This window comes from Brevundimonas sp. TWP1-3, from assembly GCF_049896085.1.
GTDB lineage: Bacteria > Pseudomonadota > Alphaproteobacteria > Caulobacterales > Caulobacteraceae > Brevundimonas.
Genome location: NZ_JAFCTP010000001.1, coordinates 1,701,679 through 1,714,697, shown reverse-complemented (window position 1 = coordinate 1,714,697; position 13,019 = coordinate 1,701,679). Strand labels below are relative to the sequence as shown.

The following is a 13,019-nucleotide window of genomic DNA, read 5'->3' as shown; positions in this document are numbered from 1 at the left end:
AGAGGAACGCCCCAATGACGACCTCCAGACGCACCGCCCTGAAGGCCCTGTTCGCGGCCCCCGCCGTCGGCGCCTTGGCCACCACGACCGTCCAGGCCCAGCAGTCCGCGCCCGCAACGCCGCCTACGCCGGGCCAGACCCCCGTCTGGCCCGCGCCCAACACCGCCCCGCCGTCGACCCAGGAAACGCCGGTCGAGCGGCCGCGCTGGGACGGCCCGGCGCCGACCGAGTGGGTCGATCCCAAGACCGGCCACCGTATCCGCCGCGTCTCGCCCGACGGCGGGGGCGGAAAGCCCTATTTCTACAAGAACATGTTCCTGCCGCCCAAGGCCGGCGCGCCCGACCTGATGGTCATCTCGACGCCCCAGGGCATCTCGACCGTCGATCTGGCGACCTGGGCCGTCAGCGTCCTGGTTCCCGATCACGAGGCCGACCTGATGTTCACCGGTCGCAAGGGCCGCAACGTCTACTATTCGGTCACCGCGCCCGGCGAGGGCCAGCTGATGGACCGCGCCAAAACCCTTTTCGTCATCGACGCCGACACCAGACAGCGTCGCGAGATCTGCCGGATTCCGAACGGTCAGATCAACTCGGTCAACGCCGACGAGACCCTGCTGCTGGGCTTCGTCGCCTATGACAGCCAGCCGCTTCAGCCGACCGTTCCCGATCCGCGCAACCGCCGCTTCGACCAGGCCGAATACGAAGCCAACGGACCGGACGGAAAGCCGCTGAACTTCGCCCGCGCCAAGGGCGTGCGGATGCTACAGCGCTGGGCCGCCGGCTATCCGATGGAGATTTTCGTCATCGACCTGGCGACGGGCGAGCGGCGTGTGATCCACAAGACCAACGAGTGGATCGGCCACACCCAGTTCTCGCCCACCGATCCGCAGCAGATCATCTTCTGCCACGAAGGCCCCTGGCACCGCGTGGACCGGATGTGGGCCATCCGCGCCGACGGCACGGGCCTGAGGAAGACCCACCAGCGGACGATGAACTTCGAGATCTTCGGCCACGAATGGTTCAGCCCGGACGGAAAGCAGGTGCTCTATGACCTGCAGACCCCGCGCGGTCAGGTCTTCTGGGTCGCCTCGGTCGATCTGGAGACGGGCCGTCGCGTCTATCGCCGCGTCGAGCAGAACGACTGGTCCGTCCACTACAACGTCTCGCCGGACGGGACCCTGTTCGCCGGCGACGGGGGCGACGGCGACATGGTCGCCCATGCGCCCGACGGCAAATGGATCGTCCTGCTGCGTCCCGAACCGATCGTCGACGCCGATCCGTCCAGCGACAAGGACGACCAGATTTTCGTCGAATATCTGCGCTCGGAACGGCTGGTGGACCTGTCGAACCACGACTACCGGTTGGAGCCAAATCTGACCTTCACGCCGGACGCCAAATGGATTGTCTTCGTGTCGAACATGCACGGCGCCAATCACGTCTATGCCGTCGAAGTCGCGCGCCGCGCCTAGAAACATCGACAATTTGTCGAGACCTTACGCCTGAATTGTCGAGGTTTTGTCGAGAATTTTCGACAGATTGTCTCGACCCAAACATCACCTTGTTGCAAAATGCGGGAAGCTGTTGCAATAAACGGCACGTCGCCAATCCGACTATGCGCGACAGCATACCAAAAAATGACACCGGTGCCAGATGGCCGCCGGGATGGGGAGAGAACGAATGCGACGGACCAACACCCGGACTCTGTGCGCCGTTGGCGTATCCCTGGCGGCCCTGATGGGTGCCGTGCCGGCGATGGCGCAGACCGCCCCTGCCGTTGAGCCCGCAGCCGAGGAAGCTGCTCAGGACGACGCGACCGTCGTGGAAGAAATCGTCGTCACCGGCTTCCGCTCCAGCCTGCAACAGGCGCTGAACATCAAGCGCAGCGAAGCCGGCGCGGTGGACGCCATCTTTGCCGAAGACATGGCCGACTTCCCTGATCAGAACCTTGCCGAGGCCATTCAACGCCTGCCCGGCGTGACTATCGAACGCGTCAACGGCCAGGGTACGACCATTTCGGTTCGTGGGCTGAACTCCGACTTTACCCGCACGCGCATCAACGGCCTGGAAGCCCAGGCCGCATCCGGCGGCAACCGTAGCCGCAGCTTCGACTTCTCGATGTTCGCGTCCGAGCTGTTCAACAGCATCAAAGTCCGCAAGACGCAGTCGGCCGAGATCGAGGAAGGCTCACTGGGCGCCACCGTCGATCTGCAGACCGGCCGCCCCCTGGACTTCAGCGGCAGCGGCTTCAACTCCGCCTTGTCGGCGCAGGCGTCCTACAACGACCTGTCGGAGAAGACGATCCCGCGTCTGGCGGGCCTGCTCAGCTGGTCGAACGAAGACCGCACCTTCGGCGCCCTGCTCTCGGTCGCCTACTCCGAACGTTCGCCGATCCTGGGCAGCTTCAACACCACGCGCTGGCAGAAGGGCAATCCGCTGGACGTCAATCCAGTGACCGGCTCGCCTTATGGACGTGGTCAGAACTTCGGCAACTGCATTCCCTGCACGACGACGGCACAGCGTGACGCAGTGCTGAACGCCTTCTATCCGCGCATCCCGCGTTACACCCTCGGCAATACTCAGGAAGATCGCCTGGGCATGACCGGTTCGCTGCAATGGCGGCCCAGCGATCGCACCGAGGCGGTGCTTGACGTCCTGTGGTCGCGGTTCAACTCGGAACTGGAAAGCCCCAACATCGAGGCCTGGTCGTTCAGCCGCGCCAATGTGAACAGCGTCGTCGTCCGTGACTATGAGATCGACGCCGACAAGAACATCCTGTCGTACGGCGTCTTCGACAACATGCTGGTGCGGGCCGAGAACGGATTCACGCGCAACGAAAGCAACTTCTACCAGGCGTCGTTGAACGTGCGCCACGACTTCACGGACCGCCTGCGCGGCAATCTGAAGATCGGCGCCAACCGTTCGGAAGCGCGCACGCCGATGAACGTCGCGTATGCCTTCGAGGCCGCTGGCGTGAACGGCTACAGCTTCGATTTCCGAGAGGATGATCGCAAGCCGACGATCAACTACGGCTTCGACGTCACTTCAGGTCAGCGTTTCACCCTGGTCAACGCCACGCGCAGCACCTCCGGCGGCAACTTCGACAATCAGGTCGGCGCCGGCTCGCTGGCCTACGATTGGTCCGACTCGTTGACGTTCAAGCTGGGCGGCGAATACCGCACCTACGGGTTCGAGACCTTCGGCCTGACGCGCACCAAGACCAACCCGACCGGCGCCGACCGCCTGACGGGCGTGGACAGCATCGGCCGCGTCGTCGACATCTCGGGCGGCGTGGACGCGGGCGCGGGCTCCGACCTGTCGTTCATCGTTCCCGACATCTCGAAGATCGCCGACTTCCTTAGCTTCTACGACGACCCCTTGGTCGCCAACCGCAGCGAACGGGAAGTGGACGAGACGGACAAGGGCATCTTCCTGCAGGCGGACTTCAACACGACCGTCGCCGGCATGGTCCTGCGCGGCAACGCCGGCATCCGCTACGCCCAGACCGAGGTCACGGCCAAGGGTTGGCAGACGATCGCCACGGGCACGCCTCCGGTCACCACCTACGACTACGTCACGACCGAGAACGACTACGAAGACGTGCTGCCGTCCTTCAATCTGGCGCTGGAACCGCGTGAGGACCTGGTCATCCGCCTGGGCGCCGCCAAGGTCATGTCGCGTCCGACATTAGGCGACCTGACGCCCGGCGGCAGCGTGTCTCCGACGACGCGAACCGTCTCCTACGGCAACCCCCTGCTCGACCCGTTCCGCGCCACAAACTACGACTTCTCCGTCGAGTGGTATTTCCAGAACGAAGGCCTGCTGGCCGGCGCCCTCTTCTACAAGGACATCGACAGCTTCATCACGTCCGAGACGGTGGGCATTCCTTACAACCAGTTGGGCCTGCCGAACGAACTGCTGCAAGGCGCGGCCTCCCCGACCGACATTTTCCAGGTCACACGTCGCCTGAACGGCGCAGGCGGGGCGCTGAAGGGGATCGAGATCCAGTACCAGCAGCCCTTCACCTTCCTGCCCGGCCTGTGGTCCAACTTCGGCTTCACCGGCAACGTCACCTGGGTCGATTCCGAGGTCAGCTACGGCACGGCCGGCAAGAACCGTCTGACGGGCCAATCGAAGAACACCGCCAACGCGACCCTGTATTACGAGGACGGCCCGTTCCAGGCCCGCGTCTCAGTCGCGCACCGCAGCCAGTATCTGCTGTCCTTCCCCGGCTCGAACGGCAATTCGGAAGAGGGCGTCAACGACACCACCAATATCGACGCCTCCATGTCGTACGAGTTCACGCCGAACCTGACCTTCTCGCTCGAAGGCATCAACCTGACTGACGCTTATACCGATCGCTACGTCGATGTGACGGACCGCGTGTCCGACTACCGTCACACGGGCCGAGAGATCGCCGTGGGATTGCGCTGGAAGTACTGATCTTCCCTCCCTGACGCTTCTGGCGCGATAAACTAAAGGCCCGGAGCGAAACGCTCCGGGCCTTCTTTTTGTTCGACCCTGAAGGTTTGCCGGCGGGCGTCAGGCGACCCGTGGACGCAGGCCGGTGACGCCCGTCGAGTCCGTCACCTTGGGGCCCTTGCCGTCCAGGGTGTCGATCTTGCAGTCGCGGAAGCGCCAGTTCTCGGCGTTGGCGATGGCGCCTGCGTCCTGCACGTCCCAGTCCAGCCGTTCGAAGGTGAAATCCTTCAGCGGCGCCTCGGGATAGGCGGCAGCCGCGAACCCGACCTTGCCGCCGACGGCCTTGATGTTCGACAGGCGGACATCGTGGATGCGGGGAATGCCCTGTTCGCGCGGGACCGGCGTGGCAAGGGCGCGCCAATAGTCGGGGATGTCCGTGATACCCGCCGGGATCTGGGCGTAGCTGTAGTTCGGATACCAGTTCAGATTGACCTGCATCAGCGTTCGCACGTCCTGCAGATGGATGTCGCGCAGGCGGATGTTGGAGATGACGCCGCCGCGCGTGTGGCCCGACTTGAAGAAGATGCCCAGCGGCACGGGGTATTCGATCCGCAGGCCCGAAACCTCGATGTCGTCGAAGCCGCCCGAGGTCTCGGAACCGAAGGTCATGCCGGCCAGGGCGTCGCGAACGATGCAGTCGCGGATATTCACCTGCCGGCACGGACGGGCGACGCGCAGGCCGTCCCAGTCGCGGCCGGCCTTGATGCAGATGGCGTCGTCGTTGACCGACAGGTCGCAACGCTCGACCAGCACCCGCTCCGACGAGTCGATGTCGATCCCGTCGGTCGAGGGACCACGGCCGCCCAGATTGTTGCGGATGATCAGGTCGGCGACTTTCACATCGCGCGAATAGCAGACGTGAACGGTCCAGAAGCCGGACCGCGCCAGGTTCAGGCCCGACACCTCGACCTGTTGCGAGTCATAGATATGGATCAGGCGCGGGCGGCGGCAATCGTAGTCGGCGGCCCAGCGCAGGTCGCGCGGGTCATAGTCGCGACGCATGGCCCAATAGCTGTCCCAGAAGACCTTGCCGTCGCCATCGACCAGGCCCTCGCCGGTGATCTTGGCGTTCTGCTGCTGATAGATGTTCAGCAGGCCGGCGGGCCAGTCCATCTCCACCCCGGCGACGCGGGTGCGGACCAGGGGATAGGCGGCGATATCCTGAAGCCCCCGAATGGTCGTACCGCGCCCGATCATCAGGGTCACGCCGGACTTCACGAACAGGGAGCCGGACAGATACAGGCCGGGCTTCAGAACCACTGTCCCGCCGCCCTGCCCGGCCGCAGCATCAATGGCGGCCTGGATTCGGAGTGTGTTGATCGTCTCGCCGTCGCCGACTGCACCGAAGTCGGCCGCGTCAAATATCTTTCCGGCCGTCGCTTGGGCCAGCGCCGGCGTCGCGGCGGTCAGCGCCCCTGTAAGGCCAAGCTGCAGGAGGGTGCGGCGATTTGCTAACAATGGACATTTCCCACATTCTGTTCTTCCGTCTCACGATAACGGACGATATGCTCATGGCAAGGCCGCCTGAGATGCGCAGCCGATTGGCCCCACTTGAATTGACACCGGTTGCCATGCCGCGCCGTCCCCTTTTGGACGCAAAGAAAACAGAGCGACGCCAGCTTGCGTCGTCGGAGGAAAAGCCCATGTCCCTGCCCTCTCGTGCCGGCCTAGGCCTGATCGCCGCCCTGATGTCGACCGTCGCACTGCCCGGCTCCGTTGTGGCGCAGGCGGACCCCGTCTTGGCGCCAGGCGTCGAGGCGGCATGGTTGACCCCCCGTCCTCGTCCCGCGCTCTACACCCAGGCGACCGGCCTGCCGTCGCGGCAAGAGACTATGGCGGCGGTGGAATATGTCGCCTCCGCGCAGATCGCGGCGATGGCGGACGAACCACTGGCCCTGTCGACCGGGAGCAACCTGACGCAGATGTCGTCGAACTGGGTGGCGGCGACCTTCTATGTCGGCGCGGCGCGCCTGGCGCGGGTTTCGGATGACCCCGAGACGCTGCGTTTCCTCAGCGCCGTAGCCGACCACTACAACTACAGTCTCCGCGGCGCGCGGTCGGGCAAGACCCTTCTGAACGCCGACGACATAGCCATCGGCGACCTTTATCAGGAACTCTATGCCCGACGCGGCCAGGAGGGCGTGCTGATGCCGCTGCGTCAGCGGCTGGACTGGCAGGTTCCATACTTGGCCCGCGCAGAGGATACGCCAGCCCTAGTGTGGTGGTGGGCCGACGCCCTCTACATGGCTCCGCCCGTCCTGGCGCGGATGTCGGTCATCACTGGCGACCCCAAATATCTGAATGCGGCGAACAAGGAATGGCGACGCACGGCGGAGCGTCTCTGGGTTCCCGAAGAGAAGTTGTTCCTGCGTGACGAGCGGTTCAAGGGTGAGAACCACCGCGACGCCGACGGCGACCGCATCTATTGGTCGCGCGCCAACGGCTGGGTCATGGGCGGCCTGGCGCGCTGGCTGGAATCGATGCCGGCGGACTTCGCTGACCGGCCGTTCTACATCGACATATTTCGCAAGATGGCGGACCGCATCGCCGGGCTTCAGCAGGACGACGGCCTGTGGCGCGCCAGCCTCCTTGAGCCCGAAACCTATCCCCAGGCCGAGACCTCGGGCTCGGTCTTCTATGTCTATGCCCTGGCCTGGGGCATCAACCACGGCCTTCTGGATCGCGACATCTACCTGCCTCACGTGCTGAAAGGCTGGGCCGCGCTGAACCGCCACGTACTGCCCAGCGGTCTGGTCGGCGCCGCCCAGAAGACGGGGGACCAGCCGGTCGCGACGGCGCCGGGAGACGTGGGTCTTTACGCCAGCGGAACCTACATCCTGGTGGGCCTGGAGATCGCCGACCTGAACGGGCCGGCTCAAACGCTTCCTGAGGCCGAACCCGTCCGCGACTCCCCTGAGGTCATCGCCGCCACGACCCCCGTCCCCCCCGCACCCGTGACCGTCGTGGGGCCCGAGGAGACTAGCCGGCGCGAGTCCGAGATGCGCGCCACCGCCGCCCTGTCTTACGATCCCGCAGCCCTCGGCCGGCCCTCGACCATCGAGCGACTGACCCCGCCGACGCCGCAAGAGCAGATCCCGCGCGCCGTCGCACGTTTTGCTCCCGACCGGCTGGACGATCTTCTGTGGGAGAACGACCGCGTCGCCCACCGTATCTACGGCCCGGCGCTGGAGGCGCGCGAGGCGCCCTCCGGCTCCGGCATCGACGTCTGGGCCAAACGCGTCCGCTACCCCTTCATGGACCGTCAGCTGAAGTTCCCGAACTATCACACCGATCGAGGCGAGGGGCTGGACTACTACGACGTCGGGCGGGGACGCGGAGCCGGCGGCCTCGGGATCTGGTATGACAACAAGCTGTGGACCAGCCGCAATTTCTCGACTTTTGAGATCGAGGAGACCGGCGGTGACGAGGCGCGCTTCAGCGTCGCCTACCGCCCCTGGCCAGTCGATGTGGTCCGCACCGTGTCGGAGACACGCGAGTTCAGCCTGCCGCTGGGGTCCAACTTCACACGCATGACGTCTACGCTGACCTCGAACACGGACGCGCCGCTGATTGTCGGCATCGGCATCTCCAAACGACGTAACGAGAACGGCGCCGGGTTCGTCACCCGCGACGCCGAAAATGGGCGTCTGATGTTCTGGGAACCCGACAGTCCTGAACACGGCAGCCTGGGCATCGCCTTGGCGGTCGATCCCGACACGGTCGAAGGCTTCGCCGAGGACGCCGACAACTATCTGATCCTCGTGCGGGTCACGCCGGGGCGCCCCTTCACCTACTATATGGGCTCGGCCTGGTCCGGCGGCCTCGACTTTCGCGACCGACAGTCTTGGGACGCCTTCGTCGCGGGCCATCGCTTCGATTTCCAACCCTGAAGATCGAGCGCTCGGGGCTGGCAGGCCAGCGTAAACCGGTCCTCCTCCTGAGCGCAGGACCTCATTCCATCAAACCGCTATCGCAAGCGGCAATACTCACCAGCGGCGGGTGCTGTCCGCCGCTCAGTTCCGGATTTCCGCCGCCTTTTTATCGATTTACTATCGATAGTCGGAACGCTGCGAGAGTGGAAACTATTCCCACTCGATTACTTAATGACAACAACAGTGTTGTTTACAAAGCTCTTTTTATTGGCACGACGACCCCATGCCGACTAGGCTACCGTCGCCCAATAACGCTATTGAAAACACTAAGAAATATTGCGTCATAAAATTTTAGTGATGACGCTATCTTTCGAGATCATTCGAGGCATGGCAGCCAAGTCGACGCGTAATTTAAATCGAATCTGAGCTGCAGAGTCCATCTCATCTATTCGTAGCAGCTCGAAAGAATCCATGTCGCCCTCGCGGCTCCTAATCGACCAATCATGTCGGCGAAGCGCCAACAGCGGTCATTGGCGAAGTTCCGAGAACCAGACATGAGCTTGGGTTCGATGACCGAGCTTAACTGCGCCGATCCCGGCACCTCATTGTGCCGCGATGGCGATGGATGACAAATCGGACGCGGCGTCGACCGGAACGCCCTCCGCCTTTCGTTCGGAATACCGATCGACGAGCTGGACGGCGTGGGGCCGGACCAGAATGGTGAAGCGCACCAGTTCCTCCATCACGTCGACGATCCGCTCATAGTAGGCCGAGGGCTTCATCCGGCCGGCCCCGTCGAACTCCTGGAAGGCCTTGGCCACGCTCGACTGGTTGGGGATGGTGATCATCCGCATCCAGCGGCCCAGAAGGCGCAGGGTGTTGACGGCGTTGAAGCTCTGCGACCCGCCCGACACCTGCATGACGGCGAGGGTCCGGCCCTGCGTCGGGCGCATGCCGCCCTGGCTCAATGGCAGGTGATCGATCTGCAGCTTCATCAGCCCGGAGACCTGGCCGTGCCGTTCCGGACTGCACCAGACCATGCCCTCCGACCAGAAGGCGTGTTCGCGCAACTCGCGCACCGCCGGGTGGTCGTCGTCGCCGGGCGCGCCCGGCAGGGGGAGGTCGGAGGGGTCGAAGATGCGGGTCTCGCATCCCATGCGCTGCAGTAGGCGGGCCGCTTCCTCGACGCAGAGCCGCGAATACGACCGCTCGCGCAGCGATCCGTACAAGAGAAGGATCCGCGGCGCCGGGTCGGTCGAGCCCAATCCCCGGGCGGGCTCGGCGGACAGATAGGCCGCGTCCAGGGCCGGCAGGTTATCCGGATCCGGCAGCGAACGCAGACGGGTGAACGTCATTCAAAGGTCCTTGGTCAAATAGACGGCAGACGCCGGGCAGAGGTCCGCGAACTCGCGAGTTTGCCGGATCGCGGGCGGCGCGGACTCACGATCGGCGGCTACAAAGCCGCGCCCGGTGAAGAAGCGCTCGGCCGTCGTGGTGAGCAGGTGCAGACGTGCAGCGCCCAGGTCGCCGGCGGTGGTCTCGGCGGCGGCCAGCACCCGACTTCCCAGGCCGCGGGCCTTCTGGTCGGCAAGTACGACCAGGGAGCGCAGCAGCAGGTCGCGCCGCTCCCCTTCCAGCCCGACGTAGCCGATGACCGCGCCGTAGTGGTCGGCGCTGAAGTATCGCCCGGCGCCCGGCTCAGGCAGGTTCTCGCCACGCAGGGCCGCGATCAGATCGACATCGGTCGAGTCGACCAAATGCAGACTGACCATCAGCCGGCGTCCTTCGGCGGGGCCGTGTCCGGGAACCAGCGTCGGCCCATCCAGAGCGCGACCGACACGAGCAGGATCAACACCGGCACCTCGACAAGGGGGCCGATGACGGCCGCGAAGGCGACCGGCGAGGTCAGGCCGAAGGCCGCGATGGCCACCGCTATGGCCAGTTCGAAATTGTTCGAGGCCGCGGTGAAGGCCAGGGCGGTGGTGCGCGGATAGTCGGCTTCGATCAGCTTGCCCATGAGGAAGCTCACCACGAACATGACGAGGAAGTAGATCGTCAGGGGAATGGCGATGCGCAGGGCGTCCAGCGGCAAAGCCACCACCTCCCCGCCCTTGAGGCTGAACATGACCACGATGGTGAACAGCAGAGCGATCAGGGTGATCGGCCCGATGCGCGGCAGGAAGCGCCGCTCGTACCAGTCGGCGCCGCGGCGAGCGATCAGGCTGCGTCGGGTCAGGAAGCCGGCTAGGAACGGTAGGCCAAGGTAGACGAGCACCGCGCCGGCGATGGTCCAGACGCTGACGTCCACCACGCTGCCCTGCAGGCCGAACAGTGGCGGCAGGACGGTGAGGAAGATCCAGGCATAAAGGCTGAAGAACAGGATCTGAAAGATCGAGTTGAAGGCTACGAGGCCGGCGACATACTGGTTGTCGCCCCGCGCCAGCTGGTTCCAGACCAGGACCATGGCGATACAGCGCGCCAGCCCGATCAGGATGACGCCGGTCATGTATTCCGGCTGATCACGCAGGAAGATCACCGCCAGGGCGAACATCAGCACCGGGCCCAGCACCCAGTTCTGGAACAAGGACAGGGCCAGGACCCGCTTGTCGGCGAAGACGCGCGGCAGTTCCTCGTACCGGACCTTGGCCAGCGGCGGGTACATCATCAGGATCAGACCGATGGCGATCGGGATATTGGTCGTGCCGATTGAGAGGCTGTCGACCCAGGTCGGCAGGCCCGGCGCCAGCGTCCCCATAGCCACGCCCAGGCCCATGGCCACGAAGATCCACAGCGTCAGCCAGCGGTCGAGGAAGGACAGGCGACGCGGCGCAGCGTCCTCCACGCGGGTGTCGATCATCGCTTCACCCGCTGGCCGGCGGCGTCGATGACGACCTCGCCGTCCTCCTTGGTGAAGGGCTTGAGATCATCGGCGGGCAGGAGGTCCAGAACGGCCTCGGACGGTCGGCACAGGCCGACGCCGAGCGGACTGACGACGATCGGGCGATTGAGCAGGATCGGATGGGCCTCGATCGCATCGAGCAACTGATCGTCCGTCAGGCCCGGGTCCCCTAGGCCCAGTTCGGCGAAGGGCGTGCCCTTCTCGCGCAACAGATTGCGCAGCGGCTTGCCGGCCCGTTCGGCCAGCCAAGCGACCATGGTCCGCGACGGCGGGGTCTTCAGATACTGCACGACATGCGGCTCGATGCCGACGTGGCGGATCAGCTCGAGCGCGTTGCGCGACGTCCCGCAGGCGGGGTTGTGATAGATGACGATGTCCACGGGATCCTTAGGGGCAACAGGGCGCGAGTTCAGCCAGCAGGGGTTCGCACAGGTCCGCCCTGCCCCCGCAGCAGTCCTTGAGCAGGAAGAGGACCAGGTCGCGAAGCCGATCCAGGTCGGCCCGGTAGATGATCGACCGGCTGCGCCGCTCCGACCTGATCAACCCCGCGCGCGTCAGGACGCCGAGATGGGACGACAGGGTGTTGGCCGGGATCACCAGATGGTTGGAGATGTCACCGGCCGGCAGACCATCGGGTTCGTGACGCACGAGGAGGCGAAACGCCTCCAGCCGCGTCGATTGCGCCAAGGCGGCGAGAGCGAGAATCGAAACTTCGGTTTCCATATTTCCAAATTAGTCGAAATATGGAAATGTTCAAGCCCGCTCGTCTGCGGGTGCGGCAGTTCAGGCATCGGTGACGACCTGATCTTTGACGACTGCCGCCTAAAAGATCGCAGAGTAGCGACAGCCGAGTTTAAGGGTCGCTGGGCTATACTCTCCGTCGAGACCATGGACTTTGGCCACGAGGTCGACAGTTGGCCGATTTCGCACGTCTGTCGGTCCGGACGCGGTGCGCTGATCTCGCGATCAGGCGGCGGGAGCCGCCGACGCTCCCTTCTGGGCGAGCCAGGCGTCGATCAGGGTGATTTCGCGCTCCTGCGCCGTGATCACCTCCTGGGCCAGGTTCCGCGCTTGGGCGTCCTTGCCTTGCGCGAGCTCCACACGGGCCATCGAGACGGCGGCGACGTGGTGACCTCGCATCTGCTTCATGAAGTCGATGTCCGCGTCCCCGGTGAAGGCGGGCATCGCCTCCATCATCGTGTTCATCGAGGCCTTGTAGCCTTGGGTGGCGACGGAGTCGCCGGGCGCAGGCGCAGCCATGCCGCCCTCCGCCGCTGCGGGGGCCTCAGGCGCGGCTACGGCGGGCTCTTCGGCTTGCGGGGAACAGGCCGTAGCCAAGGCGCAGGCGGCGAGGACGAGGCTGATGCGTTTCATGACGGCTCCTTGGGATCCCGACGTTAGCGACCAGGAGGGCCCATTCGTTCCGCCAACTCTACCGTCCGGCCCGCGCCAAGAGCTCGATCAGCTCGCCGGCCTTTGCCTTGCGATCCTCGGGATCGTCGCCGGTCATAGCGCCCATGACGCAGTGGTCGAGGTGATCCCGTAGCACTTCGGTCTCCACGCGATGGAGCGCGGCTCGAACGGCCTGAAGTTGGGTCAGCAAGTCGACGCAATACCGGTCATCTTCAACCATGCGGGAGATTCCCCGCACCTGGCCTTCGATCCGGCTGAGCCTGTTGAGGACTTTGGGTTTCGTGTCGGTTTGCATGCGGCCTGTCCTCCTGAGCACCCCCATATACCCCAGACGGGTATCTTGCGATATACCCCCC

The 13,019-nt window shown here is 64.8% G+C and carries 11 protein-coding genes; 3 read left to right on the top strand and 8 right to left on the bottom strand.

Annotation, left to right across the window (positions count from 1 at the left end):
• Positions 1 to 14 precede the first annotated feature (14 nt).
• Both ACP693_RS08565 and ACP693_RS08560 read left to right on the top strand, forming a co-directional pair.
• Entirely contained in the window at positions 15 to 1,469 is a 1,455-nt protein-coding gene (locus tag ACP693_RS08565) for an oligogalacturonate lyase family protein (protein ID WP_426017566.1), read from the top strand.
• A gap of 208 nt (positions 1,470 to 1,677) precedes the next feature.
• Positions 1,678 to 4,440, top strand: coding sequence for a TonB-dependent receptor (locus ACP693_RS08560; RefSeq protein ID WP_426017568.1), 2,763 nt, complete (start codon positions 1,678 to 1,680; stop codon positions 4,438 to 4,440).
• 99 nt (positions 4,441 to 4,539) lie between these two features.
• Here ACP693_RS08560 and ACP693_RS08555 read toward each other — a convergent pair whose 3' ends face one another.
• The gene (locus tag ACP693_RS08555) at positions 4,540 to 5,937 is read right to left on the bottom strand and encodes a glycoside hydrolase family 28 protein (RefSeq protein ID WP_426017569.1); all 1,398 of its coding nucleotides are present in this window, start codon (positions 5,935 to 5,937) and stop codon (positions 4,540 to 4,542) included.
• A 185-nt stretch (positions 5,938 to 6,122) separates the two neighbouring features.
• On the opposite strand from ACP693_RS08555, the gene ACP693_RS08550 reads away from it, so the two are divergent.
• Positions 6,123 to 8,369, top strand: a complete 2,247-nt coding sequence (locus tag ACP693_RS08550) for a glycoside hydrolase family 88 protein (RefSeq protein WP_426017571.1) — start codon at positions 6,123 to 6,125, stop codon at positions 8,367 to 8,369.
• Between the two features lie 584 nt (positions 8,370 to 8,953).
• Here the strand turns inward: ACP693_RS08550 and arsH are convergent.
• The 7 genes from arsH to ACP693_RS08515 all read right to left on the bottom strand — a co-directional run bounded on the left by arsH (position 8,954) and on the right by ACP693_RS08515 (position 12,958).
• Positions 8,954 to 9,706: an arsenical resistance protein ArsH gene (gene arsH, locus ACP693_RS08545; RefSeq protein WP_278069293.1), complete on the bottom strand. Its 753-nt coding sequence runs from the start codon at positions 9,704 to 9,706 to the stop codon at positions 8,954 to 8,956.
• Entirely contained in the window at positions 9,707 to 10,123 is a 417-nt protein-coding gene (locus tag ACP693_RS08540) for a GNAT family N-acetyltransferase (RefSeq protein WP_135196038.1), read from the bottom strand.
• Complete coding sequence (gene arsB / locus ACP693_RS08535) at positions 10,123 to 11,208, bottom strand: ACR3 family arsenite efflux transporter (protein ID WP_166604665.1); 1,086 nt, start codon at positions 11,206 to 11,208, stop codon at positions 10,123 to 10,125. Before arsB ends, ACP693_RS08540 begins: the two co-directional genes overlap by 1 nt.
• On the bottom strand, positions 11,205 to 11,630 hold the full coding sequence (gene arsC, locus ACP693_RS08530) for an arsenate reductase (glutaredoxin) (RefSeq protein WP_135196040.1): 426 nt from the start codon (positions 11,628 to 11,630) through the stop codon (positions 11,205 to 11,207). The genes arsB and arsC overlap by 4 nt, the downstream gene beginning before the upstream one ends.
• Before the next feature lie 7 nt (positions 11,631 to 11,637).
• Positions 11,638 to 11,973 carry an ArsR/SmtB family transcription factor gene (locus ACP693_RS08525; protein WP_135196041.1) on the bottom strand — a complete coding sequence of 112 codons (336 nt, stop codon included), beginning with the start codon at positions 11,971 to 11,973 and terminating at the stop codon, positions 11,638 to 11,640.
• A 243-nt stretch (positions 11,974 to 12,216) separates the two neighbouring features.
• Positions 12,217 to 12,624 (bottom strand): DUF305 domain-containing protein, encoded by a 408-nt coding sequence (locus tag ACP693_RS08520; protein ID WP_278069296.1) that lies wholly within the window; start codon positions 12,622 to 12,624, stop codon positions 12,217 to 12,219.
• Positions 12,625 to 12,682: 58 nt separating this feature from the next.
• Positions 12,683 to 12,958, bottom strand: coding sequence for a metal-sensitive transcriptional regulator (locus tag ACP693_RS08515; protein ID WP_040349360.1), 276 nt, complete (start codon positions 12,956 to 12,958; stop codon positions 12,683 to 12,685).
• Between the last annotated feature and the right edge of the window lie 61 nt (positions 12,959 to 13,019).